The sequence below is a fragment of the Streptomyces sp. DSM 106670 genome (genome assembly GCF_055792845.1).
In genome coordinates this window covers 4,573,835-4,597,658 of the sequence record NZ_CM147704.1, presented here as the reverse complement: position 1 = coordinate 4,597,658, position 23,824 = coordinate 4,573,835, and the positions used below count along the sequence as shown (strand labels likewise).

Below are 23,824 nucleotides of genomic sequence, written 5' to 3'. Positions count from 1 at the left end.
CACACGCGGTCCCGGACACACGCGATCCCGCCCGGTCGCGGGACCGGGCGGGATCGGAAGGACGAGCGGGCAAGGATCCTCAGGCGTCGACGAGCTCCACCTGGACCTCGACCTCGACCGGTGCGTCCAGCGGCAGCACGGCGACGCCCACGGCGCTGCGGGCGTGCACGCCCTTGTCGCCGAGGACCGCGCCCAGCAGCTCGCTGGCGCCGTTGATCACGGCGGGCTGTCCGGTGAAGTCGGAGGCCGAGGCGACGAAGCCCACGACCTTCACGACGCGCTTGATCCGGTCCAGGTCGCCGGCGACCGACTTCACGGCGGCCAGCGCGTTGAGCGCGCAGGTCTTCGCGAGCTCCTTCGCCTCGTCCGGCGTGACCTCGGCGCCGACCTTGCCGGTGACGGCGAGCTTGCCGTCCACCATCGGCAGCTGGCCGGAGGTGTACACGTACACCCCGGACTGCACGGCCGGCTGGTACGAGGCCAGCGGCGGCACCACGGCGGGCAGGGTCAGGCCGAGCTCGGCGAGCTGTGCCTCGACGGCGCCCGCCACTACGCCTTCTCCCGCTTCAGGTAGGCCACGAGCTGCTCGGGGTTGTTCGGGCCGGGAACGACCTGGACCAGCTCCCAGCCGTCCTCGCCCCAGGTGTCCAGAATCTGCTTGGTCGCGTGCACGAGAAGGGGCACGGTCGCGTATTCCCACTTGGTCATGGGCCCGACTGTAACGCCTGGCACGTACGGTCCCGTGCGTAGGCCGGGGCCGGACTGGTTAGGCTCGAATACGTGAGCAGGTTCCAGGTCGTCAGCGGCAAGGGCGGTACCGGTAAGACCACGGTCGCCGCCGCCCTCGCGCTCGCCCTCGCGACCGAGGGCAGGCGCACTCTCCTCGTCGAGGTCGAGGGCAGGCAGGGCATCGCCCAGCTCTTCGGTTCCGACGCGCTGCCCTACGAGGAGCGCAAGATCGCCGTCGCGCCGGGCGGCGGCGAGGTGTACGCGCTGGCCATCGACGCCGAACGCGCACTCCTCGACTACCTCCAGATGTTCTACAAGCTCGGCAGCGCCGGCCGCGCCCTGAAGAAGCTCGGCGCGATCGACTTCGCCACCACCATCGCGCCCGGCGTCCGGGACGTCCTGCTGACCGGCAAGGCCTGCGAAGCCGTACGCCGCAAGGACAAGCAGGGCCGGTTCGTCTACGACTACGTGATCATGGACGCCCCGCCGACCGGCCGGATCACCCGCTTCCTGAACGTCAACGACGAGGTCGCCGGGCTGGCCAGGATCGGCCCGATACACAACCAGGCCCAGGCCGTGATGCGGGTCCTGAAGTCCTCGCAGACCGCGGTCCATCTGGTGACCCTCCTGGAGGAGATGCCGGTCCAGGAGACCGCGGACGGCATCGCCGAGCTGCGCGCCGCCGAACTGCCCGTGGGCAGCGTCTTCGTGAACATGGTCCGCCCGCATCTGCTGGACGAGGACGCCCTGCGCACCGCCGCGGGCGGCCGTCGCAAGGAGATCGCCAAGGCGCTGACCCGGGCCGGAGTGACCGGTTCCGCCGCCCTCGTACGCCCTCTGGTCGAGCAGGCGGCCCAGCACGCCGAGCGGGTCGGGCTGGAGCGGGAGCAGCGCGCGGTGCTGGCCGGTCTCGGTCTGCCGACGGCGGAGCTCCCGCTGATCGGCGACAGGGTGGACCTCGCCGCGCTGCACGAGCTGGCCATGGAGCTGCGTAAGCAGGGCGCGGGCGAAGAGGGAGACGCATGAGCGCGGAGACAGCCGGTACGGACGCGGTTCCGGCGGCGGCGGACGGCGGCCTGGACACGGACGCGCTGCTGGACGACCCGGGCATCCGGATCGTCGTGTGCTGCGGCTCCGGCGGGGTCGGCAAGACCACGACCGCCGCCGCCCTCGGCGTACGGGCCGCCGAGCGCGGCCGCAAGGTCGTCGTCCTCACCATCGACCCGGCCCGCCGGCTCGCCCAGTCCATGGGCATCGACCGGCTGGACAACGTGCCCCGGCGGGTCGACGGCATCGACGGCGAGGGCGAACTGCACGCCATGATGCTCGACATGAAGCGGACCTTCGACGAGACCGTCGAGGCGCACGCGGACGCGGAGCGGGCCAGGGCGATCCTGGAGAACCCCTTCTACCAGTCCCTGTCGGCCGGGTTCGCCGGTACGCAGGAGTACATGGCGATGGAGAAGCTCGGGCAGCTGCGGGCGCGCGACGAGTGGGACCTGATCATCGTCGACACCCCTCCCTCGCGCTCCGCGCTGGACTTCCTGGACGCTCCGAAGCGGCTCGGCTCGTTCCTCGACGGGAAGTTCATCCGGCTGCTGATGGCGCCCGCGAAGGTGGGCGGCCGGGCCGGGATGAAGTTCCTCAATGTCGGTATGTCGATGATGAGCGGGACGCTGGGCAAGCTGCTCGGCGGCCAGTTCCTGCGAGACGTCCAGACGTTCGTCGCCGCGATGGACACCATGTTCGGCGGCTTCCGCAGCCGGGCGGACGCCACGTACAAACTGCTCCAGGCACCCGGCACGGCCTTTCTCGTGGTCGCCACGCCGGAGCAGGACGCGCTGCGCGAGGCCGCCTATTTCGTGGAGCGGCTGGCCGCCGATGAGATGCCGCTGGCCGGTCTGGTCCTCAACCGTGTGCACGGCAGCGAGGCTTCGCGGCTCTCCGCCGAGCAGGCGCTGACGGCCGCAGAAAATCTTGACGACGCCCGCATTGTGGATCAGAGGGCCGGGAAAGCTGGCTTTGGTGACCGGGAAGACCCCGATCCGGCGGTCACCGCTTCCGGAACGACCGAGCCGCCCCTCTCCCCCGAGGCCGGGCAGGCGTCCGGCCCCGAGCCCGCAGCCGAGCACCAGGACACGACGGAGAACGAACCGCCCCACGAGAACATCGCGACATCCGCGACCACCAGCGGCGACGACGAGGCCGACACCGTCGACGCCATCGGCATCATCAGCATCGAGGACCTGACGGCGGGTCTGCTGCGGCTGCACGCCGAGCGCATGCAGGTCGTCGCCCGGGAGCACGCCACCCGTGACCGCTTCACCGCACGGCACCCCGAGGTGCCGGTGACGGTCGTGGCGGCGCTGCCCGGCGACGTACACGACCTCGACGGCCTCCGGGCCATCGGCGACCGCCTGGCGGGCGGCTCCGCACCGGCTCCGGCCGGAGCGGCGTAGCCACCCTCCCGAGCGGCGGGACCACGGCCTCGTGGCGGCCGCGGCTACCCGACGGCGGCGTACGTCTCGTTCAGTTCCTCGTCCTCCAGCCCGATGACTCCGGGCAGAATGCCGGTGGACCGCTCGTATTCGCTGCGCGCGGTCTCCAGCAGTCGGCGCCAGGACGTGACGGTCGGCCGGCGGCGCAGCAGTGCGCGGCGCTCCCGCTCCGTCATTCCGCCCCACACGCCGAATTCGACGCGATTGTCCAGCGCATCGGCCAGGCACTCGGTCCGCACCGGGCATCCGGTGCACACCGCCTTGGCTCTGTTCTGCGCTGCCCCTTGTACGAACAGTTCATCCGGATCGGTAGTGCGGCAGGCTGCCTGCGCACTCCAGTCGGTTACCCAGCCCATGCCGGCGCCGTCCTCTCCCGAATCGAGGCTCCCCCACGGCGGCAGCGGCATATTCACCGCTGCCAGTTGAGGACGTTACGGAAGGTGCGGACAGCACAACACCCCCTTCGGGCCCAATCTTGAATGGTCCGAACGGACTATGCGTATGCGGCAGATCACCCAGGGGAGTGAGCCGAGGACATACGCGACTATCTCCATGAAAAGGGGACAGTGCACTCAAGTCGCAAAGGACTTCTCGCGACATACGGGGCGAATTCGGGAGCGCCTCGATGTGTGCGTGAAGTGCCATGCGGTTGCGCGTCGGCCGGGTGAAGAATGACCAGAAGACGCGCATGGGACGACAGGGGGCTTGATACGGAACCGGACTGCTGTGACAGTTGAGAGCAGCTTAGGCCAAGGCCTGTCCGTCTGTCCGGCGAATAGGAACGTAGCCGCCCGCGTCCGCGTGCCCGCTCCGCGACGCCTCCGTATGCCCGCAGCCGCTCCGTATCCCACAGCACCTCCGAACGCTCCGGTCCGGGGCGCACCAGGCCCTCCCGGCGACCGGCCGGCCCTCCCGGATGTCACGGTCCGGTACGGGAACGCTCCGAGAGGCCCCCGCTCCTACGACACGTTCATCACTACGGATTAGGCTGCCCCCTATGCCAAAGAAGCGCTCGGGCGGGGGTCTCACCACGACCCAGCAGGCCGCCAAGTTCCTCGGTGTCGCCGCGCTCTCCGGAGCTGTCCTGGCAGGCATCGCGCTGCCCGCAGCCGGAGCGCTGGGGCTCGCCGCCAAGGGGACGGTCGAAGGGTTCGACGAGATCCCCTCCAATCTCAAGACGCCACCGCTCAGCCAGCGGACCACGATCCAGGACCGCGACGGCGGCACCATCGCCACGGTGTACTCCCGCGACCGCACGGTCGTCCCGCTCAAGGACATCTCGCCGTACATGCAGGACGCGATCATCGCGATCGAGGACTCCCGCTTCTACGAGCACGGCGCGGTCGACCTCAAGGGCATCCTCCGCGCGATGAACCGCAACGTGCAGGCGGGCGGGGCGGCGCAGGGCGCGTCGACCCTCACCCAGCAGTACGTGAAGAACGTCTTCGTCGAGGAGGCCGGCGACGACCCGGAGAAGGTCGCCGAGGCCACGCAGCAGACGCTCGGCCGCAAGGTCCGCGAGCTGAAGTACGCGATCCAGGTCGAGGAGGAGCTCGGCAAGAAGAAGATCCTGGAGAACTACCTCAACATCACGTTCTTCGGGCAGCAGGCGTACGGCATCGAGGCCGCGTCCCAGCGCTACTTCTCCAAGCACGCCAAGGACCTCAAGCTGGAGGAGGCCGCGCTGCTCGCCGGCATCGTCCAGTCGCCGAGCCGCTACGACCCGGTCAACGACACGGAGGAGGCGACCAAGCGCCGCAACACCGTGCTGGCGCGGATGGCCGCGGTCAAGACCATCTCGCAGGCCGAGGCCGACAAGGCCATGAAGACGCCCATCAAGCTGAAGGTCTCCCGGCCGAAGAACGGCTGCATCACCGCCGTCAGCGGCTCCGGCTTCTTCTGCGACTACGTCCGCAAGACGATCCTCTCCGACCCCGCCTTCGGCAAGACCGACGAGGACCGGGCCAAGCTCTGGAACCTCGGCGGTCTGACCATCCGGACCACGCTGGACCCGCGCGCCCAGAAGGCGGCCAACGAGGCCGCCACCGCGAAGGTCAACAAGGACGACAAGTTCGCGGCGTCCGTGGTGCAGGTCCGGCCGGGCAACGGCGAGATCCTCTCCATGGGCCAGTCCCGCCCCTACGGCCTGGACCAGAAGCAGAACGAGACCGTGCTCAACCTGGCCGTCAGCAACAAGATGGGCGGCTCCACGTACGGCTTCCAGGTCGGCTCGACCTTCAAGCCGTTCACCGCTGCGGCGGCGCTGGAGAAGGGCATCAGCCCGGCGACGATGTTCTCCTCGGACTGGAAGATGACGCTCCAGGAGCGGGACTTCCGCAACTGCTCCGGCTCCCCGGCCGGCTACGCGCCCTGGGAACTCCAGAACGAGCTGGAGTCCGAGAAGGGCAGCTGGGACATGACGAGCGCGCTCGGCAAGTCCATCAACACCTACTTCGCGATGCTGGAGCAGAAAGCCGGCCTCTGCGAGACCGTGGAGATGGCCAAGAAGGTCGGCTACGAGCGCGGCGACGGCAAGAAGATCGACGAGTACCCCTCGATCACCCTCGGCGGTGAGGTGAGCACCCCCCTCTCCATGGCAGGCGCGTACGCGGCGTTCGCCAACCGGGGCACGTACTGCACGCCGATCGCCATCGTGTCCATCAAGGACCCGCAGGGCAAGAAGATCCCCGTGCCGAAGACGTCCTGCTCGCGTGCGATGAGCGAGAAGACCGCGGACACGATCAACCAGATGCTCAAGGGCGTCGTGGAGGACGGCACCGGTACGCAGGCCGGACTCAGCGACCGGGACAACGCGGGCAAGACGGGTACGACCAACGACCGCAAGGACGCGTGGTTCGTCGGGTACACGCCGAACCTCTCCACCGCGGTGTGGGTCGGCGACGACATCGGCGAGAAGAGCTCGATGTTCAACGTCACCATCGGCGGCCAGTACTACGACAAGGTCTGCGGCGGCTGCCTGCCCGGCCCGATCTGGCGCATCGCGATGACCGGAGCGCTGGACGCGGCCGAGACCCCCGGCTTCAACCCGGTCTCCGTCCCCCGGGGCAAGGAGAAGAAGGACAAGGACAAGGAGAAGGGCGACCGCGACCGGGACCGTGACCGCGGCGACGAGGACCGCGAGGACGGCAAGCCCGGCGACGACGGCAACCGGTTCCCGGGCATCGAGCTTCCGGACGGTGTGATCGGCGGCGGTGGCGGTGGCGGGCGAGGTCAGGACGGCGGCCAGAACGGCCCCTGACCCGTACGCGTCCCCGTACCCGTACAGATAGAAGAAAAGGGTGGGCGGCCCGGTCGATGGAGACCGGGCCGCCCACCCTTTTACTTCTCTTGCTTCTCTTGCTTCTCTTGCTTCTCTCAGCCGGCGAGGAGCTTCTTCACCGCGGCGGCGACCCGGCCGCCCTCGGCGAGCCCCGCGACCTTCGGGTTGACGATCTTCATGACGGCGCCCATCGCCCGCGGCCCCTCGGCCCCGGCGGCCTTCGCCTCCTCGACGGCGGACGCCACGATCGCGTTCAGCTCGTCGTCGGAGAGCTGCTTGGGCAGATAGCCGTCGAGCAGCTCGCCCTCCGCCTTCTCCCGCTCGGCCTGCTCGGTCCGGCCGCCCTGGGCGAAGGCCTCGGCCGCCTCACGGCGCTTCTTCGCCTCCTTGGCGATCACCTTCTGCACCTCGTCGTCGGAGAGCTCGCGCGCCGACTTGCCGCTGACCTCTTCCTTGGTGATCGCGGTGAGGGTGAGCCGAAGCGTGGACGAGGTCAGCTCGTCACGCGCCTTCATGGCCGTGTGGAGGTCTTCCTTGAGCTTGGACTTGAGCGTGGTCATGCCGCGATTGTGACAGGTGCGGGGCCCGGGCCGCCCACCGGTTTTCCGCTCACGGTTCCGCTTCTGCGACGATGGGCGCATGCGCGCACGCTACGGAGTACCCCTGAAAGTCACGGCAGTCGGCGCGGCGGTCGGCGCCGCCGGACTCGCCTACGCCGCCGGATTCGAGGCCCGCTCGTTCCGCCTGCGACGGGTCACCGTTCCCGTACTCCCGCACAGGGCGCGCCCGTTGCGCGTGCTCCAGGTCTCCGACATCCACATGGTGAGCGGTCAGCGCAAGAAGCGGGCCTGGCTCCAGTCGCTGGCGGGCCTGCGCCCGGACTTCGTGGTCAACACCGGCGACAACCTCTCCGACCCGGACGCGGTGCCCGAGGTGCTCGACGCGCTCGGCCCGCTGATGGAGTTCCCGGGGGTGTACGTCTTCGGCTCCAACGACTACTACGGCCCCAAGCTCCGCAACCCGGCCCGCTACCTCCTGGAGAAGGTCCAGGGCAAGCACGGACTCAACGGCAACGAGCCCGCGGTCGGCGTCGTCCACAACCCGTGGGAGCCGATGCGCGACGCCTTCGACGAGGCGGGCTGGCTGGACCTGTCGAACACCCGGGGCCGCCTGAAGCTCGACGGCCTGGAGCTGGCGTTCACCGGCCTGGACGACCCGCACATCAAGCGCGACCGGTACGCCGAGGTCCAGGGCGGCCCCGAGACCGGCGCCGACCTCTCCATCGGCGTGGTCCACGCCCCGTACCTGCGCTCCCTGGACGCCTTCACGGCCGACGGCTACCCGCTGATCCTGGCCGGTCACACGCACGGCGGCCAGCTGTGCATCCCGTTCTACGGGGCGCTGGTCACCAACTGCGACCTGGACACGGACCGGGTGAAGGGCCTGTCCACCCACACGGCGGGCGCCCACCGCTCCTACCTCCACGTCTCCGCCGGCTGCGGCACCAACCGCTACACCCCGGTCCGCTTCGCCTGCCCGCCCGAGGCCACGCTGCTGACCCTGGCCCCGAAGGCCTGACCGGGGCACGTTCACGCGCGCCGGGCGCGGGGCGGGCGCAGGACGGGGCGCCTTCACGCGCGGCGGGTGACGAATCGCGGGGGTCTTCCCGCCCGCTTACGGTACGAATCATGACCGCGCCCCGGACCGCCCTGCTCCCCCGCCCCCGGGCGGCAGAGGTGCTCCCGGACCCCACCGGGCCCCGCCGACGCCCCTGGGCCACGGCCCTGCGCGCCGCGGCGTGCGGGGTCGCGGCCGCGGGCCCGGTCATCGCCCAGCTGACCGGCTACGCGCCACCGACGCCGATCCGCTTCACGGTCCTGGCGAACCTCCTGATCGCGGGCGCCTTTGGCTGGTCGGCCGTACGTACCTGGCGAGGCGGCCCACCGCTGTCGCCGCGCCTGTCGGGCGGGGTGCTCCTGCTCGCCGCGATCACGGGCCTGATGTACCACCTGGTGCTGGTGAACTACGGCGGCAACCCGCCCCCGCAAACGGACCGGCCCATCACCGCGACCCTCCTGCTCCACACGGTGACCCCTCTCACCGTCGCCGCGGACTGGCTCCTGCTGACCGCACCCCGGACCCTGCGCCTGGCCCACATCCCGCTGTGGCTGACGGCCCCCGCGGCCTACCTGGCCCTCACCCTGGCCCGCGGAGCCCTGCTCTCCCCCGGCACCCCGGCCCGCTACCCGTACCCGTTCCTCGACGTCGACACGTACGGCTACGCCGGCACCCTCACCCAGTCCCTGGCCCTCGGTCTCCTCTTCGCCGCCCTGGGCGTCCTGATCACCGCCGTGGACCACCTCCGGCCGAACGTGGCGGGGTGGTTCCAGCACCGCAGAAACCGGATTTCGCCTCCGGCCGCCGGTGGGCTAAAGTAATCGATGTCGCCGGGAGACCGGTGGGCATCGGGGTGTAGCGCAGCTTGGCAGCGCGCTTCGTTCGGGACGAAGAGGTCGTGGGTTCAAATCCCGCCACCCCGACAGCTAAGCACCAGGTCAGAGGGCCCTTACCGAATCGGTAAGGGCCCTCTGGCGTTGCTGTGTGTCTATCTGCGTGACTATCGCTCTCTGCGTGCCTACGGCTTCCGTGGGTCCGCGCCGAAGATACCGTCCATGACGACGGCGCCGGTCTGGATCACCGGCCTGATCTGCTTCCGGTAGACCTCCTCGGTCACGGCCGTTCCCGAGTGACCGACAAGCCGGGAGATCTCCTCCAGGGGGGACGCCACGGTCGGAGAGCAGTGACACGAAGCTGTGCCGAAGCTCCCGAGGCGTCCACTCGGCCGCGTCGACCCCGTCCGCCTGACGGAAGGCGCGGCGGACGTTGGCGGCCTCGAGCGGCTTTTCGAGGGGCGCCCGGACTGTCTCTGAGGCACCGCGCAGAGTTCCACGACGTTCCGCTTGACCTTGTCCCGGGCCATGGCCCGCTTGGCCGCCCGGTTCAGGCAGGAGTGAAGACCCTGGAGGGGGCGGGTGCTGAGCGTCCTGGACTTCTTGGCTAGCCAGCGGTCAACGTCTTACGCGCTGAGATCGCGGAGCTTGCGGGCGCCGAGCGACGGAATGACGTGCTTCTCGCTGAGGAGCGTGGTCGTCGCGACGGTGCTCGGGTCAAGGCGGCTCGCTCCGCTCACCGCACGCAGCCACCTAATGCCAGAGAAGGAATACATCGTGGCTGGGGCGGTCGGCTCCACGGCTTTACGGAGCCACTTTGGCGCGAGCCTCGAAGATCATGACCCCAACGTCGTGCTTTACCGGGCAGGTCCACAGACTACCCGACGCGCCGCAAGCTTACGGGGCCATGATCACTCGCGCCAAAGCAGCGCCACCCCAAAGCCGCTCCGCCGACCCATTGGCCAGCCGTGATCGCACGGGGAAATCGGGACCACTCTTTCAAGGATTGAACCGCAGGATCTTTTCCGTAAGCTCCTCAACACGATCAGCTGCCTCGGCCAGGAAGCCGGGGGACGGTACGTTCCGCCCATGCACTACGTTGTTGCGCAACCTCCGAAGCAAATCGATCTCGTGGCGCGTCTCCGCGTCCAGCATTGGGAGCCGATCGAGAACGGATCGGGAAAGCGGGACCACGATTCGGTTGCTATCTTCACGCGGGAGTAGATTTCGCACCACCTCCTCCAGTTTCACCCATCGCGTGAGGAATCGGCCAATCTCTCGATGCATCCTTGAGCTCAGGGATTCAGGATCAAGAGAGTCTTCGACATTGACTCGAACGAAATTAAAATGCTCATACCGTGAAGGATCCTCGGCAAGGAGAGCATCGATTACCTGCTCCGAGAGGGGACGCGTCTCGACATTCCCATGAAGGGAATCAAGATACGGATCCAGGTCGGCTGGCGCCTCCTTTTTCAACTCTCTCAAGAAATTGAAAAGAAGGTCTACTCGACCAAGGCCTGAGTCGCCGACTGGCTCACCTAGAATCCTACCTGCCTGATTCAGAAGGTATGCAGCGAGTTCATAGTGATTGAGGAACCGGTCACTCCGGGCCACGCGACTTTCGCTCGCCTCTTGTAGCATCCTCAATGACATCTCGCCAGCTATAACCAGCCCATTGAGCTGATCCAAGATTTGCTTTTCTCCATCGGACAGGTCGCCGGATAGTGGCTTGTAGGCGAGATCATGTTCCACCTCGGACCAGGCGTGCATGAGCACCGACGCGACCTGCACCTCGACGAGAGCTTTTGCGTATCGCGTATCCGGGTCAATCAGGTCGCGCTCCTTGAGTCGAACTCGATAGTGAGTCGCCGAATATCCGGAGAACTCTTTGCCTTTAGACCTCTTGTTTGACTCAGGGAAAATCTTTTTCTCTGCCAGATCGAAGAGGCGATTTACAGCCTTTTCAACTTGACCCTGCTCAGCTGGAAAGTAAAGTGCAATGCGGACGCCCGCCAGGTCTACGATATCTTCATAGATATCCTCTACTGTCCTATACTTCTTCCTTGGTGCCCGCTGGCGACATTTCTCTTCCAGTCGTTCAATGTCCTTCGCGCGGTAGGTGACGATGCAGCGGACACCTGATTCCTTCAGATCCCTTTCGAGGGCTTGCATGACTAGTTGCGCCGCCCGGCTGTAAAAGTCGTACTCTTTTGCGTAGCGTGCAATGAATTGATCAACGATCTCCATGACTCCCTCTGCGCCTTCCGGTCCCGCGTCCACGTCTGTGTGTAGGATGCCGCAAGGTGGTGCTGGTGTGAGGGCAATCGCCTACAGAACGCTTCACATGGGCCACTTCGCCAGTTCCAGACGGAGCCCACGCCCGGGTGGCTTCGGCGAAACAGGGTCGCGTGCCGTCGTCATGCCGCGATCTGTGGCCTCGGCTCTCAGTCTCCGGGCCGTCCGAGGCCGACCAACGCTGACAGTCGGCACCCGGGGGTGCCCACCCCCACCCCGCTCTGGCCTGGGGTCCCGGCGATGATCTGCGCCACTGGATGAGTTATGCCGAAGCCCGAAGCTCTAGCTTCGTTAAGGTCGCCGGCTGGAACTGACACCAACAGCAGCGAACGTTAGCTGTCAGACCGACCTCGGCAGAGCTGCTTATGCCCCCAAAGCGCTGGGGATGCGCCTGTTGGTCCCTGGGCTCTGCTCATACGTTGACCGAGTGGAATGGTTGACCTTAATCAGCACGTTGAGCGGGGGCGTGCTCGGTGTGGGCTCAACACTGGTCGTTGAAGCTGTTCGCGACAGGCGCGAGCGAGGACACCGCTATGTAGAACTGCAACGCACGGCGTGTGTCCGCTACCTCACTGCGCTCACCGAGACCGAAGCCGCGCTACAGGCGCTCACGCTAAGCCGTTCCACACCCATCGCGAACGCCGAAGTGATCGAAGCCTTTCGCTCATGCCAAGTGATGCCAGCACGATACGAGTTATTCCTGGTGGCACCGCCAAGCGTGTACAGCGCTGCGCACGAGGCCTACGAACGGCTGAAAGCTATGCGAGCGGCTATCGCCACGACCAACGTCGTCATAAGTGATGAATCAGCAGACTGGCAGGCCATCCACGTCCCGTACGACGAGGCATTCCGCCGACTCCGTGTCGCCATGCGCGAATCACTGAGCCCTGATCTCAGGCTCTGACGCGAGAGATCTCGCGGTGGCTTGCGCACAGCAGCGCAGTGCAGCGACCATGCCGATCATCGCCTTCAACGAGTCGATCCAAGGCCTCATCACGTTGATGGGTCCTGAAGAGGCCATCACCTCAGCTAGGCGAGTCATAGGCGCTGCAGAGCGCTTCAGGCAGTGCATGTGGACCGAGTCGCGCATCACCGACCATAGGTCGCAGGAGTCGAGCGACGCCTCAGACAGGACCGATGAGGCCGCCGATAGCTACACCGAGATGGTGCAGCGGTTCATTACGGTAGCCCAGGGAGTCTTGGGTAAGTGATCGGCTCGACCGAGCTCTCAGCGCGAGTGCCAAGAGCATGGCCAGCCGGAGGTGGCTCACGCGAAGCAGCCCTCGCCATCAAGGTTCACCATCATGACTATCCACACCGCAGCTGCCCGGAGCACGCCCCGAGCTTCGATGCGGTGCAATTCAAGATCCTTGACGCCTCCACCATGCCTAACCCAAGGCATCGCACTGCCGTAGTTGTGTAGTTGGTTAATCGCGCTGCACAGCGGCGTCCGCTCCCCCTCTGGAAATAGGGTTCGCAAGCCCGTATTGATATCCTTCTTTCCAGAAGCGATTTTCACGACGCCTTCCAGCGTATTGACGGCGAGCGCTACAGCCTGCCTATCATCACCGGCCTTCTGAGATGCAAGCGCTTTGGCCCACATCCTTCCCGCAGCCGCATATTTTCCCTTCAGTAGCGACACAGGTTGGCTTGAGACATCCTCAATTCCGTACTCTTCGGCCGCTTCATCATCGTCGTAGAATGCCCCATCGACCATGGTGAGACCAATATTGTTGGCTCGCAGAACCTTATTGACTCGCTCGTCGTAGTGAGATGACCCAGACAAGGCCCTCTCAATAAAGTCATAGACGTCAGGGTCCGCGACCCTACGCAGGCTCTCACCCATCCACCAGCGGACGTCGTTACCCCATAGGTCTGTGGGCCTGGGGACATCCAGCCACTCCGCGAGGGTTGGCAGGCCCTCTTCTTCCATGTCATCGATGAGATCCTGCAGGACCCGCCTCAGCCCGTCTGGTGCGCTGTGACGTTCGTGGCTCAACTCAACTCCCGTTGGCAAGGCAGCAGGCGACGTCCATCGATCGCCGTCAAGAGCTTTGTACCAGGGAGCTTGCCTTGCTGAGCCGGAGTCGACGAACTGGGCCACTAGTCGCTGATACGGTCACTGGCGGTCAGCTACGACTGAAGTGACGCTGCCAGACGGTCCTCCTGACTCCTCCCCGTTCCGCAACTCTCCAGCCATCGCACGACATCAACTGGCAGGCCGGTGAGTGCTGGTACGAGCGGATCCCGGCGAATCACGCTGGCAACAGAGCCGTGCCCTACGACACCGCCGCGCAGTTGGTGAGTGTCTAACTGCGTGACAACGCCGACGAACAGCGGCGGACAAGCGCGAACGTCTGCGGACTGTCAGCGCAGGTCAGTGGCGCAGAAGTTGAATGCGGCGTCCCCACCCGAGTTGCTTCGGGACGAAGAGGTCGTGGGTTCAAATCCCGCCACCCCGACAGCTGAAACACCAGGTCAGGGGCCTGATCCGCGAGAGCGGGTCGGGCCCCTGACCTGTTTTTGCGTTTCCGTCGGCGTGTGCCTGCGTCCCTCATCGTGGTGGATGAAGGACGCAGACCGCGGAGTAAGGCGTCGAGCGCCCTCTCCCATCGCCGGTAACGGGCTTCTCACGGGAGGACGGATTTCACCAGGTCATTGCCCGCACGCAGCCCGAGTCCGGGAAGGGTCTCCCTGAGCACCTTCACAGCCCGTACATGGTCCTGTGCGGGGTCCACCCCCGCGCGGGACAGGGTTCGGGTGACCCAGTCCTGGATGAGTTGCTCATCGGTGGCCGTCGTGCGCCGGCCGAGAAGGTGCAGGGCCTTCCGGAGACCCGGCTGTTCGGCCTGGTCCGCCGACTCCATCTCACGGACGATCTCGTCGCGAAGGCTTTCCAGATCCCGCAGGATCAGAATGTGGGGTTCGTGCTTGCTCAACGGAGATCGCACTCCAATCGGTGTCGTAACTCTCTCGGGGACACTGGGGCCTCATCGGGCGAGAACCCCTACTTGAAGCAGTAGCTCTCCACTCCGGCGATCCCGAGTATTTCCACCGCGCCGTTCTTGCCCGCCTTCTTGGCATGCTTGATGAAGTCGCCCTTCGTCCGCGCACCCCAGAGAAGCTTCGCCGTCTGCTTGGCGCCGCCGAGAGCCTTGATGGCCTTGTAGGCCTTTGCCGCGGGGAAGAACGCCACGGCGACCGCGGCGGCGCACTTGGTCCACTTCCACGCGGTGTTCCACCAGGGGTCGGCGACGACGGGGAAGGCCGTGCTCTCGTCGAACTGGACCGTCTGGACCAGGGCACCGCCCTCGACGCGGTATGAGGTCGGAACGGCTTCCCCGTCGGCGTCCTTGGCCCAGGGGGCGTCGAACATGCCCAGGACGTCCTCGCCCTTGGTGACCAGGACGCCACCGCCGTCGAGTTGCTCGGCCGTCGCGCCGTCGGGAAGTCCGAGGCCGAAGCGGTACTCCTTGGCGGCGTTCGCGTTGTTGATGGTGATCAGGGCGCGAACGCCCTGGGCGGTGGGCTGTACGGCCAGATCGGCGTTCTTGGCCGCGCCGGGATAGACGATGGTGCCTGTCCCGGTCTCGGCGGCGTTGGAGCTGCCGGCGCCCGGCAGACGGATGCCGATCCTGGAGCCGTCCACGGCTGTGGCGCTGATGGTGCCGTCGGCGGTGGCGGGCGTGGTGACCCCGCTCTGCCCGTCCCGGCTGATGTCCGCTGTGCCGGTGGTCTTCTCCACCACCGTGGCGACCCTCTCCGCCGTCGAGGGGCCGGAGTCGGCGGCGACCGCCGCGGGGGCGATCGTCAGGACCAGAGCGCCCGCGGTGCCGGCCGCGATGATCCCGGCACCGCGATGAATTGTTCGCTTCACAGGTGAAGCCCTCCCGATTTCTTCCTGCGGGCAGACACCGGAGCCCGGGAGGGGACGGGAAGTTGGGCATGCGGAAACCGTCCGGACGCATCCGCAGGATCCCCGGAGTCCCCAAGAACATCCGGCAAACCTGAAGAATCACTCCGGGCTCGTGAAACCCCCCTCGACCCACCCCATTCCGGCGATGGTGCAGCCCGGTTGGTGATGGCTTATCAGGCCCCGTGGTCAGCGGGACCATTTACGCGGCAAAGGGGCTTTCTTGAAGATTCCTTTGCGTTGCGGTCTCCACTTTCTAACACCGCCTCTGTCCATGACGCCAGCACGGTATGCGTGGCCCTGATCACCCGTCTGCGGGGAAACCACATACATCCCGTCCGCATCCATGGGCCGGGCCGGCCGTACATATGTGGCCTACAGTTCCTCCGTGCCGACCTACAGCATCGGCCGGGCCGCGGAGCTGCTCGGCGTCAGTTCGGAGACCGTCCGCCGGTGGGCCGACGGGGGGCAGCTCGCCATGGAGCGGGACGGGGCCGGGAACCGGGTGATCGACGGGGTCGGGCTGGCCGCGTTCGCCAAGGACCGGGCCGCCGGGCTGCATCCCGTGCCCGGGGAGACGCGGACCTCGGTACGGAATTCGTTCGCCGGGATCGTCACCGCGGTCACCGTCGACGACATCGTGGCCCAGGTGGAGATCCAGTCCGGGCCGCACCGGCTCGTCTCCCTGGTGAGCCGTGAGGCGGTCGACGAGCTGGGCATCGAGGTCGGGGTGACCGCCACGGCCCGGGTGAAGTCGACCAACGTACATATCGACCGGCCCTGATCCGCCGGACGTCCTCCGGCCACCCGTCAGCGGCAGAGCAGGGCCGCTTTCAGGTCCAGCTTGTGGTCCAGGCGGGCCAGGTCGCGGCCGGTCAGCATCTCCACGCGCTGGATGCGGTAGTGCACGGTGTTGACGTGCAGGTGCAGGGCCTCGGCCGTGCGGGCCCAGGAGCCGTTGTGCGCGAGGAAGACGTCCAGGGTCTCCAGGAGCATCCGGTGGGAGGGGTTCGTGTCGTCGGCGAGCGGGCCCAGCGCGTGGATGCCGAAGGCGGTGCGTACGTCGGCGGGGATGCCCGTGAGGAGGGCGCCGAGGGTCGTCAGGTCCTCGATCGCCGTCACGTGGGACGTGGAGGCCGTGGACGCCCCGGGCGCCTTCTGTGCGCGCGCCGCCGTCAGCGCGTAACGCGCCTGCGTCAGTGCGCCGTTGAGGTTCTGCGGGGTGGCGGCCGGGGCGCTGATGCCGCCGTGGAGGGGGACGCTCGCGTTACGGGACTGGAGCGTCGGCCAGAGGTTCTTGAGCGTCGTCGCGATCGGGGCCGGGGACAGGGATGGGGATGGGGATGGGGATGGGGATGGAGGCGTGGACGGGGGCGCGTCGGTGTCGCTGTCAGTTTCGGTGTCGGTGTCGATCACCGCTGCCGGTTCGCCCGTCGGCAGCCTGCCCACCGCGAACCCGTGGCCCGTCAGGTGGCGCAGCGCCTCGGTCAGGGCGTCGAGGGTTCCGTCGTCGTCCGCCGCCGCCCCCTTCACCGTGATCACCGTGTACGGGCCCTCGTCCGGGAGACCGCAGGATTGCAGCGCCGTCCGGAGCGCGGCCGGGGCGGCGGTGCTCGACTCCGTGTCCATCAGGGACAGGAGATCGGTGGCCGGCCCACGGGCGGCCCTCTCGCGGCGGAGCGTTGTCTGGCGGTGCTGGGCCAGTACCTCGGCTATCTCGTGCAGCATGCGCGGCGGGGCCCCGACCGGCTCGGGCAGGTACAGATGCCACTGGCCGTACGGCGAGGCGTCCGGGTCGACGCTCAAGGTCGTCGGCGCCGTGAGGGCCTCGGCCGCCCGGCTCACCGACAGCGGCGCGGCCGTCGGGGTGCGGGCGATCGTGCGGCCCGTGGCGCTGAGCACGTAGGCGGGCGGGGTGCCCAGGTGGGCGACCGCGCGGGTCAGCAGCGTGTCCGGGTCCGTGCCGTCCGCCAGCAGCCGGCTCAGCTCGGCCCGTACGTTCTCCGGCAGCGCGTAGTGGTCGGCGGGCCGTCTGCTCAGGTCGCCCCACTGCCGCAGGTACACCGTGTCGGTGACGGCCCGGAACGATGTATGCACCGGCACCGAGAGGATCGCGATGCCGTGGCGGCGGCAGGCGTCGACGAGCACGTCCGGCACGCCCCCGTGCGTCTCCTCACCGGCCAGCAGCGCCGCCGCGCCGGCCCCGTGCAGCGCGGCGACGAACCGTTCCGCCTTCGACTCGTCGTCCGCCGGGGCCCACCACACCAGACCGCTGAGCACCAGCTCGTCCCGCTGGAGGAAGCGCCCCGGGTCCTCCAGATCGGTCGCGGTCACCCCGCTGATCTCCCGGGTGAGCTGCGGGCCGTCGCCCCAGAGCAGGGTCAGGTCCAGGGACTCCAGTCGGAGGAGGTCTTCGACGTGCATGGGCGGTCTCCTTGCGGGGCTGCCGGGCACCCCCCGGCATCTCACATTCACGAGGCCAATGCGAGTTCTTGCATCGTAAATGCCAGGCCAGAGGAGGCAAACACCTCTTGGTTGTTCCTCCAGAGTTACGGTTGCGGGCTGGTGTATTTCCGTACGGTGAACCAGTCGTGCGGGGCCCTGCGGCAAGGCTTCACTGGCGGGCATGGACCTCAACACCGTGCTCGACGTACGGGACGCCCGCAGCCCCGTTCCCTGGCGGCCGGGCGATGCCTGGCTGGGCGGGGGCACGTATCTGTTCTCCGAGCCGCAGCCTCATCTGCGCCGGCTCGTGGACCTCGGCCGGATGGGCTGGGAGCCGGTGCGGGAGCTGCCGGACGGTTCGCTGGAGATCGCGGCGACCTGCACGATCGCGCAGCTCTCGCGGTTCGGGAAGAGCTGGGACGCGCCGGCGGCTCCGCTCGTCGAGCAGTGCTGCCGTGCCTTCCTCGCCTCGTTCAAGATCTGGAACATGGCGACCGTCGGCGGGAACCTCTGCAACGCCCTGCCCGCCGGTCCGATGATCTCGCTGACCGCCGCGCTGGACGGCGTCTGTCTGCTGCGCGCCCAGGACGGTTCGCTGCGCCGGGTGCCGGTCGCGGACTTCGTCGTCGGGGCGGGGCGCAAGGATCTGGGCGAGGGTGAGCTGCTGCGCTCGGTGACCCTGCCCGCCCGCGCTCTCACCTCCCGTACCGCCTTCCGGCAGGCGTCCCTGTACGGGCTCGGGCGCTCGGGGGCCCTCGTCATCGGCGCCCTGGACCCGGTGGACGGGTCGCTGGCCGTGACGGTGAGCGCGGCGACGGTCCGGCCGTTCCGCTTCTGGTTCCCGCTGCCGCCGGCCCCGGGGACGCTGCGCGAGGTGATCGACGCGGCGGTACGGGCCGACGACTGGTTCGACGACATCCACGGACTGCCCGCGTGGCGGCGGCACATGGCCCTCCGCTTCGCCGAGGAGATCCGCCGCGAACTGACCGCCGATACCGCCGAAGCAACGCCCCCGGGAGGACTCCGATGACGTACGCGATCCGGGTCAACGACCAGCCCTTCGAGGACGAGCCACGCCCCGGCCAGTGCCTGCGCACCTATCTGCGCGAGCGCGGCTGGTTCGGCGTCAAGAAGGGCTGCGACGCCGGGGACTGCGGCGCCTGCACCGTGCACGTCGACGGCGAGCCGGTGCACAGCTGCATCTACCCCGCCGTACGGGCCGAGGGGCGCGCCGTCACCACCGTGGAGGGCCTGGCGGACGCGGACGGCGAACTCCATCCCGTACAGCGGAAGTTCCTCGACGCACAGGGGTTCCAGTGCGGGTTCTGCACCGCCGGGTATCTGATGACGACCGCCGCACTCGACGAGGAGCAGCTCGGCGATCTGCCCCGGGCGTTCAAAGGAAACATCTGCCGCTGCACCGGCTACCGGGCCATCGAGGACGCGGTGCGCGGCGTACGGCACACCGAGGATCCCGGAGCCGGGCAGGCCGTCGGGCGGAATCCGGGGGCGCCCGCCGGGCCGCTGGTGGTCACCGGCACCGCCCGCTACACCTTCGACGTCGACGTTCCCGGCCTCCTCCACATGAAACTCCTGCGCTCCCCGCACCCGCACGCCCGGATCGTCTCCATCGACACCGCCGCCGCGCTGCGCGTCCCCGGCGTGCACCTGGTCCTCACCCACCACGACGCCCCCGAGCGCCTCTACTCCACCGCCCGCCACGAGCACCCCACCGAGGACCCCGACGACACCCGGCTCCTGGACGACACCGTCCGCTACGTCGGCCAGCGCGTCGCCGCCGTCGTGGCGGACAGCGAGGGCGCGGCCGAGGAGGGCTGCCGTCGCATCGAGGTGGTGTACGAGCAACTCCCGTACGTCGTCGACCCGGAGGAGGCGATGGCGCCCGGCGCCCCGGTCATCCACGACAAGGGGCCCGAGTCGCGCATCGCCCGCCCCGAGAACAACGTCGTCGGTGAGGTCCACGGGGAGATCGGGTCGGTCGAGGAGGGGTTCGCGGCGGCCGACGTCGTGTACGAGGAGACCTTCCGCACCCAGCGCGTCCAGCACGCCAGCCTGGAGACGCACGGCGCGGTGGCCTGGTACGAGGAGGGCGAGGACGGGCAGGAGCGGCTGACCGTGCGCTCCAGCACCCAGACCCCCTTCCTCACCCGGCGGGCGCTGTGCGCGCTGTTCGACCTGGAGCTGAAGCAGGTGCGGGTGCTGGCGGGCCGGGTGGGCGGCGGATTCGGCGGCAAGCAGGAGATGATCGTCGAGGACATCGTCGCGCTCGCCGTGATGCGGTTGCGGCGGCCGGTGAAGCTGGAGTACACGCGCCCCGAGCAGTTCTACGGAGCGACCACCCGCCATCCGTTCACCATCCGGGTACGGGCGGGCGCGCGGGCGGACGGCACGCTGACCGCGTTGCAGCTGCGCGTGGTGTCGAACACGGGGGCGTACGGCAATCACGGTCCGGCGGTGATGTTCCACAGTGTCGGCGAGTCGATGGCCGTCTACCGCGCCCCGCACAAGAAGGTCGACGCCTTCTCCGTGTACACCAACTCCGTTCCGGCGGGCGCCTTCCGGGGCTACGGGCTCGGGCAGGTCGTCTTCGCGGTCGAGTCCGTGATGGACGAGCTGGCCCGGCGCACCGGCGTCGATCCCCTGGTCTTCCGGGAGCGCAACATCATCGGCCCCGGCGAGCCCATGCTCAGCCCCGGCGGCGAGGAGGAGGACCTGGAGATCGCCAGTTACGGGCTCGACCAGTGTCTCCAGGTCGTCCGGGACGCGATCCGGCGGTACGGGGACGGGGAGGCCGGTGACGACGAGGTGCCGGAGGGGTGGCTCGTCGGTCAGGGCACCGGGATGTCGATGATCGCCACCGGCCCGCCCGGCGGCCATTTCGCGGACGCCACCGTGAAGCTTCTCCAGGACGGGACGTACGACATCGCCGTCGGGACCGCCGAGTTCGGCAACGGCACGACCACCGTCCACCAGCAGATCACCGCCGGGGCGCTGTCCACCACGGTGGACCGGATCGTGATCCGGCAGTCGGACACCGATGTCGTGCGGCACGACACGGGCGCGTTCGGTTCGGCCGGGACGGTGGTGGCCGGCAAGGCCGTGATGAAGGCCGCCGACGCGCTCGCCGTGCAGATTCTGGAGTTCGCGGCCGGGCAGTTGGGGGCGGCTCCGGGCGACTGCCGACTGACGGTGGACGCGGTGGAGTGCGCCGGGCGCGTGATCAGCCTCAAGGAGCTGTTCCAGGCCGCCCGTGCGGCCGGACGGGAGTTGTCGGCCGACGGGCACTGGGGCGGTTCGCCGCGTTCGGTGGCCTTCAACGCCCAGTGGTTCCGGGTCGCCGTGGACCCGGGCACCGGGGAGATCCGCATCCTGCGGAGCGTCCACGCCGCCGACGCGGGCAAGGTGATGAACCCGATGCAGTGCCGGGGCCAGGTCGAGGGCGGGGTGGCCCAGGCGCTCGGGGCGACGCTCTTCGAGAACGTACGGCTCGACGAGCGCGGTGAGGTGACCACGGCCGCGTTCCGCCGCTACCGGCTGCCGCAGTACGCCGATGTGCCGCGCACCGAGGTGCACTTCATGGAGACCTCGGACGCGATCGGGCCGCTGGGCGCGAAGTCGATGAGCGAGAGCCCGTTCAATCCGGTCGCACCGGCCTTCGCCAACGCGCTGCGCGATGCCACGGGCCTCCGGTTCACCGAGCTGCCGCTGACCCGCGACCGGGTGTGGCTCGCCCTTGACGCGGCCTCATGCAAGCCACAGGTGCGATGAGTTCGGCCGCCATGTGTTGTCGCTTGATAGGGAGATTGGTGGTTTCTGCTGGCTTCTGCGTGTCTTCGTGATTTCCGGGCGCCGCTTGCGGGCATCACGTAGGGCGTGGTTCGCGGTGGATCGTCGGTGGTGGATCGTTCACCGCGGGTCGTTCACCGCGGGTCGCTCGCGAACTCCTCGATCGTTCATGGAGACACCCAGGGGGCAGCCCATGCCGGTGGACCGGCTCGGAACACGGGACACGGCGGTACGGGCGTTCGCCCTGGTCGGCGAGTTGCACCGGCCCGTGACGCTCACGGTCGCCGATCTGCGTGGGCGGTGGGAGCAGCACCGCGCCGAAGTGACGTTCGACTGCGCGAAGGAGGGCCCGCAACACCACACGTTCGAGGGGCCGTTGCTGCGGGAGGTCGTCTCGGACGCGGGCCCCGCCTTCGACGTCCGCCGGCGCAAGGACCGCTCGCGCTTCCTGCTGGCCGTCACCGGCGGGGACGGGCACCATGCGGTGCTGTCCTGGGCGGAGATCGACGCGGACTTCGGCGATGCGCCCGTCCTGCTCGCCACCCGTATGGACGGCCGGCCGCTGGAGCCGGACGGCAGCCAGCTGGTCGTGCCGAGGGACCGGTGCGGGGCCCGCTACGTCAGCTCCATCACCCGTGTCTGGGTCGGCGCCGCGCATCTCCCCGTGTACACCGAGGCCTAGAGGGACTGTCCGCGCGCCGACTGCCCACCCGGGCTCACCCGGCCCACCCGTCTCGCCCGTCACGCCTGAGGCTTGAGCCGACCGGATGAACTTTCCGGTGCGGCGGGTCCCGGACCGGGCTCCGCCGCGCCAGGAATCGCTGTCCGCCCGGCCTCTCGCAGCCCTGTCCGGACACCCGAAGTTGCCTTGAACTTGCCGGTTCCTGCCGCCAGTTGAGGGTTTATCTACGCGCGGAGCATGAGCCACCGAACGATCATTCGGGCATATCAGACGACTTCTCGCGCGGGCATTACCGGCGGGTACCGCGAGCTGCTAGAAACTGCATCGCTCCCCCCAACTCCCGCAGGTCCCCCCACCTGTCCCCCCACACTTCGAAAGGCTGGCAGCCATGTCAGTACGGAGAATTCGGGCATCCCTCTTCACCCTGGCACTCACCGCCGTTGCCGCTCTCGGCGTCGCCGGACCGGCATCGGCGGCCGACTCGGCCGCCGCCGGCGGCTATGTCGCGCTCGGCGATTCCTACTCCTCCGGCGTCGGCGCCGGAAGCTACATCTCCGACAGCGGCGACTGCCGACGCAGCACCAACGCCTACCCCTACCTCTGGCAGGCGGCGAACTCCCCGTCCTCGTTCGACTTCGTCGCCTGCTCGGGTGCGACCACCTCGTCCGTGGCGAGCGGTCAGCTCGGCGTGCTCAGCGCCTCCACCTCGCTGGTCAGCGTCACCGCCGGAGGCAATGACGTCGGGTTCGCCGACGTCATGCAGGACTGCGTGCTCTCCAGCGAGGCCACCTGCATCGCCAGCGTGAACAACGCCATCACGCAGATGAACAACTCCCTGCCCGGCAGCCTCGATTCGCTCTACGGCAACATCCGGTCGCGCGCCCCGCAGGCCCAGGTCGTGGTCCTCGGCTACCCGCGCTTCTACCAGCTGTCCGGCAGCTGCATCGCCGGGCTCTCCGAGGCCGAACGGGCCGCGATCAACAACGCGTCGGACGTGCTGAACGGCGTCATCGCCAAGCGTGCCGCCGACGCCGGGTTCACCTTCTCCAGCGTGGTGGACGAGTTCACCGGGCACGAGCTGTGCTCCGGTGACGCCTGGCTCCACAGCGTCACGGTCCCGATCTACAACTCGTACCACCCCAAGGCGGCCGGGCAGTCGGGCGGCTATCTGCCCGCCTTCCGCTCCGTGGTGTAGCGCGACAGCGGCTCGGCGAGGCAGCAGCGCAGGGCCTCGCACGCCAGACAGGGACGGCGGTTCACCGGGCGACCGGTGGGCCGCCGTTCTCAGTAGCGCTCGACCAGATGCTCACGGCCGGCCGGAGGCTCGTACGCCTCGGGCCAGAAGTCCGTCACCCCGGTGATCAGCCCCTGATCGTCGAAGGTGAAGAAGTGGATGGCGTCCAACTCCTGCACCGGATCGCCCTCCTGCTCCCCCGTCACCGTGAACCCGGTCCGGGCGGCGGCCTGGCGGCCCTCCGCGTCGGCGACGATCCGCTCGACCCGGACATGCCAGTCGCCCGGATACTCCTGGTTGAACCGGAGATACCGCTCCTTGCCGAGGATCCGCTCGCGCGTCTGCGGCAGCTCGTACACCACGCCCTCGGCGAGGGTCGCCCCGAACGCGCTCCAGTCGCGCGCCTCGGCCGCCGTCCAGTACGTCTCCACCGCTCCGCGCAGCGCTGCCGTCGTCGTCCCCGGGACGACGCTTCCTGTCATGTCGGTCAT

At 68.3% G+C, this 23,824-nt stretch carries 22 protein-coding genes, 1 tRNA gene and 1 pseudogene; 13 read left to right on the top strand and 11 right to left on the bottom strand.

Going from position 1 to position 23,824, the window contains the following annotated elements; genetic code table 11:
• Positions 1-79 precede the first annotated feature (79 nt).
• Both ACSMXR_RS20305 and ACSMXR_RS20300 read right to left on the bottom strand, forming a co-directional pair.
• Positions 80-550 carry a RidA family protein gene (locus tag ACSMXR_RS20305; protein WP_018514204.1) on the bottom strand — a complete coding sequence of 157 codons (471 nt, stop codon included), beginning with the start codon at positions 548-550 and terminating at the stop codon, positions 80-82.
• Positions 550-708, bottom strand: coding sequence for a DUF4177 domain-containing protein (locus ACSMXR_RS20300; RefSeq protein WP_003967454.1), 159 nt, complete (start codon positions 706-708; stop codon positions 550-552). Before ACSMXR_RS20300 ends, ACSMXR_RS20305 begins: the two co-directional genes overlap by 1 nt.
• A 72-nt stretch (positions 709-780) precedes the next feature.
• Between ACSMXR_RS20300 and bagA the strand changes: the two genes are divergently transcribed.
• Together bagA and bagB are read left to right on the top strand one after the other, a co-directional pair.
• The gene (gene bagA / locus ACSMXR_RS20295; RefSeq protein ID WP_473169593.1) at positions 781-1,755 is read left to right on the top strand and encodes an ATPase BagA; all 975 of its coding nucleotides are present in this window, start codon (positions 781-783) and stop codon (positions 1,753-1,755) included.
• The gene (gene bagB / locus ACSMXR_RS20290; RefSeq protein ID WP_473169592.1) at positions 1,752-3,188 is read left to right on the top strand and encodes an ATPase BagB; all 1,437 of its coding nucleotides are present in this window, start codon (positions 1,752-1,754) and stop codon (positions 3,186-3,188) included. The genes bagA and bagB overlap by 4 nt, the downstream gene beginning before the upstream one ends.
• A 44-nt stretch (positions 3,189-3,232) precedes the next feature.
• Here the strand turns inward: bagB and ACSMXR_RS20285 are convergent, their stop codons facing one another.
• Positions 3,233-3,583: a WhiB family transcriptional regulator gene (locus tag ACSMXR_RS20285; RefSeq protein ID WP_030087009.1), complete on the bottom strand. Its 351-nt coding sequence runs from the start codon at positions 3,581-3,583 to the stop codon at positions 3,233-3,235.
• A gap of 641 nt (positions 3,584-4,224) precedes the next feature.
• On the opposite strand from ACSMXR_RS20285, the gene ACSMXR_RS20280 reads away from it, so the two are divergent.
• Complete coding sequence (locus tag ACSMXR_RS20280; protein ID WP_218525351.1) at positions 4,225-6,486, top strand: transglycosylase domain-containing protein; 2,262 nt, start codon at positions 4,225-4,227, stop codon at positions 6,484-6,486.
• Between the two features lie 116 nt (positions 6,487-6,602).
• Here the strand turns inward: ACSMXR_RS20280 and ACSMXR_RS20275 are convergent, their stop codons facing one another.
• The gene (locus tag ACSMXR_RS20275) at positions 6,603-7,067 is read right to left on the bottom strand and encodes a GatB/YqeY domain-containing protein (protein ID WP_018514200.1); all 465 of its coding nucleotides are present in this window, start codon (positions 7,065-7,067) and stop codon (positions 6,603-6,605) included.
• Between the two features lie 79 nt (positions 7,068-7,146).
• Between ACSMXR_RS20275 and ACSMXR_RS20270 the strand changes: the two genes are divergently transcribed.
• The 3 genes from ACSMXR_RS20270 to ACSMXR_RS20260 all read left to right on the top strand — a co-directional run bounded on the left by ACSMXR_RS20270 (position 7,147) and on the right by ACSMXR_RS20260 (position 9,047).
• Entirely contained in the window at positions 7,147-8,085 is a 939-nt protein-coding gene (locus tag ACSMXR_RS20270) for a metallophosphoesterase (RefSeq protein WP_473169591.1), read from the top strand.
• A 110-nt stretch (positions 8,086-8,195) separates the two neighbouring features.
• A complete protein-coding gene (locus tag ACSMXR_RS20265; protein WP_473169590.1) occupies positions 8,196-8,945 on the top strand; it encodes a Pr6Pr family membrane protein in 750 nt (249 codons plus the stop codon).
• Positions 8,946-8,973: 28 nt separating this feature from the next.
• Positions 8,974-9,047, top strand: a tRNA-Pro gene (locus ACSMXR_RS20260).
• A gap of 95 nt (positions 9,048-9,142) precedes the next feature.
• On the opposite strand, the pseudogene ACSMXR_RS20255 reads toward ACSMXR_RS20260, so the two are convergent.
• Both ACSMXR_RS20255 and ACSMXR_RS20250 read right to left on the bottom strand, forming a co-directional pair.
• Positions 9,143-9,733: pseudogene (locus ACSMXR_RS20255) on the bottom strand (tyrosine-type recombinase/integrase).
• Positions 9,734-9,956: 223 nt separating this feature from the next.
• The gene (locus tag ACSMXR_RS20250; protein ID WP_473169589.1) at positions 9,957-11,204 is read right to left on the bottom strand and encodes a GTP pyrophosphokinase; all 1,248 of its coding nucleotides are present in this window, start codon (positions 11,202-11,204) and stop codon (positions 9,957-9,959) included.
• Positions 11,205-11,679: 475 nt separating this feature from the next.
• Here ACSMXR_RS20250 and ACSMXR_RS20245 point away from each other — a divergent pair, with 475 nt between their 5' ends.
• Positions 11,680-12,156, top strand: a complete 477-nt coding sequence (locus ACSMXR_RS20245) for a hypothetical protein (protein ID WP_473169588.1) — start codon at positions 11,680-11,682, stop codon at positions 12,154-12,156.
• A gap of 49 nt (positions 12,157-12,205) precedes the next feature.
• Positions 12,206-12,463: a hypothetical protein gene (locus ACSMXR_RS20240; RefSeq protein WP_473169587.1), complete on the top strand. Its 258-nt coding sequence runs from the start codon at positions 12,206-12,208 to the stop codon at positions 12,461-12,463.
• A gap of 56 nt (positions 12,464-12,519) precedes the next feature.
• Here ACSMXR_RS20240 and ACSMXR_RS20235 read toward each other — a convergent pair whose 3' ends face one another.
• The 3 genes from ACSMXR_RS20235 to ACSMXR_RS20225 all read right to left on the bottom strand — a co-directional run bounded on the left by ACSMXR_RS20235 (position 12,520) and on the right by ACSMXR_RS20225 (position 15,129).
• Entirely contained in the window at positions 12,520-13,251 is a 732-nt protein-coding gene (locus ACSMXR_RS20235) for a hypothetical protein (RefSeq protein WP_473169586.1), read from the bottom strand.
• 631 nt (positions 13,252-13,882) lie between these two features.
• The gene (locus tag ACSMXR_RS20230) at positions 13,883-14,191 is read right to left on the bottom strand and encodes a hypothetical protein (protein WP_473169585.1); all 309 of its coding nucleotides are present in this window, start codon (positions 14,189-14,191) and stop codon (positions 13,883-13,885) included.
• Between the two features lie 68 nt (positions 14,192-14,259).
• Positions 14,260-15,129 (bottom strand): hypothetical protein, encoded by an 870-nt coding sequence (locus tag ACSMXR_RS20225; protein ID WP_473169584.1) that lies wholly within the window; start codon positions 15,127-15,129, stop codon positions 14,260-14,262.
• Positions 15,130-15,553: 424 nt separating this feature from the next.
• Here ACSMXR_RS20225 and ACSMXR_RS20220 point away from each other — a divergent pair, with 424 nt between their 5' ends.
• Positions 15,554-15,949, top strand: coding sequence for a TOBE domain-containing protein (locus ACSMXR_RS20220; RefSeq protein WP_075265068.1), 396 nt, complete (start codon positions 15,554-15,556; stop codon positions 15,947-15,949).
• A 26-nt stretch (positions 15,950-15,975) separates the two neighbouring features.
• Here the strand turns inward: ACSMXR_RS20220 and ACSMXR_RS20215 are convergent, their stop codons facing one another.
• Complete coding sequence (locus tag ACSMXR_RS20215; protein WP_473169583.1) at positions 15,976-17,589, bottom strand: helix-turn-helix domain-containing protein; 1,614 nt, start codon at positions 17,587-17,589, stop codon at positions 15,976-15,978.
• Between the two features lie 202 nt (positions 17,590-17,791).
• Between ACSMXR_RS20215 and ACSMXR_RS20210 the strand changes: the two genes are divergently transcribed.
• The 4 genes from ACSMXR_RS20210 (at position 17,792) to ACSMXR_RS20195 (ending at position 23,294) form a co-directional block, all read left to right on the top strand.
• Positions 17,792-18,640, top strand: coding sequence for an FAD binding domain-containing protein (locus ACSMXR_RS20210; protein ID WP_381791180.1), 849 nt, complete (start codon positions 17,792-17,794; stop codon positions 18,638-18,640).
• The gene (locus tag ACSMXR_RS20205; RefSeq protein WP_473169582.1) at positions 18,637-21,399 is read left to right on the top strand and encodes a molybdopterin-dependent oxidoreductase; all 2,763 of its coding nucleotides are present in this window, start codon (positions 18,637-18,639) and stop codon (positions 21,397-21,399) included. The genes ACSMXR_RS20210 and ACSMXR_RS20205 overlap by 4 nt, the downstream gene beginning before the upstream one ends.
• A 211-nt stretch (positions 21,400-21,610) precedes the next feature.
• Positions 21,611-22,099, top strand: a complete 489-nt coding sequence (locus tag ACSMXR_RS20200) for a molybdopterin-dependent oxidoreductase (protein WP_473172413.1) — start codon at positions 21,611-21,613, stop codon at positions 22,097-22,099.
• 388 nt (positions 22,100-22,487) lie between these two features.
• Positions 22,488-23,294: an SGNH/GDSL hydrolase family protein gene (locus ACSMXR_RS20195; RefSeq protein WP_137235124.1), complete on the top strand. Its 807-nt coding sequence runs from the start codon at positions 22,488-22,490 to the stop codon at positions 23,292-23,294.
• Positions 23,295-23,383: 89 nt separating this feature from the next.
• Here ACSMXR_RS20195 and ACSMXR_RS20190 read toward each other — a convergent pair whose 3' ends face one another.
• Positions 23,384-23,824, bottom strand: coding sequence for a nuclear transport factor 2 family protein (locus tag ACSMXR_RS20190; RefSeq protein WP_473169581.1), 441 nt, complete (start codon positions 23,822-23,824; stop codon positions 23,384-23,386).

Bases quoted from the DNA above. Each gene is read 5' to 3' on its own strand.
- ACSMXR_RS20240 (WP_473169587.1), top strand. From the start codon at position 12,206: ATGCCGATCATCGCCTTCAACGAGTCGATCCAAGGCCTCATCACGTTG.
- ACSMXR_RS20190 (WP_473169581.1), bottom strand. From the start codon at position 23,824: ATGACCGACATGACAGGAAGCGTCGTCCCGGGGACGACGACGGCAGCG.
- bagB (WP_473169592.1), top strand. From the start codon at position 1,752: ATGAGCGCGGAGACAGCCGGTACGGACGCGGTTCCGGCGGCGGCGGAC.
- ACSMXR_RS20285 (WP_030087009.1), bottom strand. From the start codon at position 3,583: ATGGGCTGGGTAACCGACTGGAGTGCGCAGGCAGCCTGCCGCACTACC.
- ACSMXR_RS20280 (WP_218525351.1), top strand. From the start codon at position 4,225: ATGCCAAAGAAGCGCTCGGGCGGGGGTCTCACCACGACCCAGCAGGCC.
- ACSMXR_RS20195 (WP_137235124.1), top strand. From the start codon at position 22,488: ATGTCAGTACGGAGAATTCGGGCATCCCTCTTCACCCTGGCACTCACC.
- ACSMXR_RS20250 (WP_473169589.1), bottom strand. From the start codon at position 11,204: ATGGAGATCGTTGATCAATTCATTGCACGCTACGCAAAAGAGTACGAC.
- ACSMXR_RS20210 (WP_381791180.1), top strand. From the start codon at position 17,792: ATGGACCTCAACACCGTGCTCGACGTACGGGACGCCCGCAGCCCCGTT.
- ACSMXR_RS20270 (WP_473169591.1), top strand. From the start codon at position 7,147: ATGCGCGCACGCTACGGAGTACCCCTGAAAGTCACGGCAGTCGGCGCG.
- ACSMXR_RS20300 (WP_003967454.1), bottom strand. From the start codon at position 708: ATGACCAAGTGGGAATACGCGACCGTGCCCCTTCTCGTGCACGCGACC.
- ACSMXR_RS20200 (WP_473172413.1), top strand. From the start codon at position 21,611: ATGCCGGTGGACCGGCTCGGAACACGGGACACGGCGGTACGGGCGTTC.
- ACSMXR_RS20215 (WP_473169583.1), bottom strand. From the start codon at position 17,589: ATGCACGTCGAAGACCTCCTCCGACTGGAGTCCCTGGACCTGACCCTG.
- ACSMXR_RS20275 (WP_018514200.1), bottom strand. From the start codon at position 7,067: ATGACCACGCTCAAGTCCAAGCTCAAGGAAGACCTCCACACGGCCATG.
- ACSMXR_RS20205 (WP_473169582.1), top strand. From the start codon at position 18,637: ATGACGTACGCGATCCGGGTCAACGACCAGCCCTTCGAGGACGAGCCA.
- ACSMXR_RS20265 (WP_473169590.1), top strand. From the start codon at position 8,196: ATGACCGCGCCCCGGACCGCCCTGCTCCCCCGCCCCCGGGCGGCAGAG.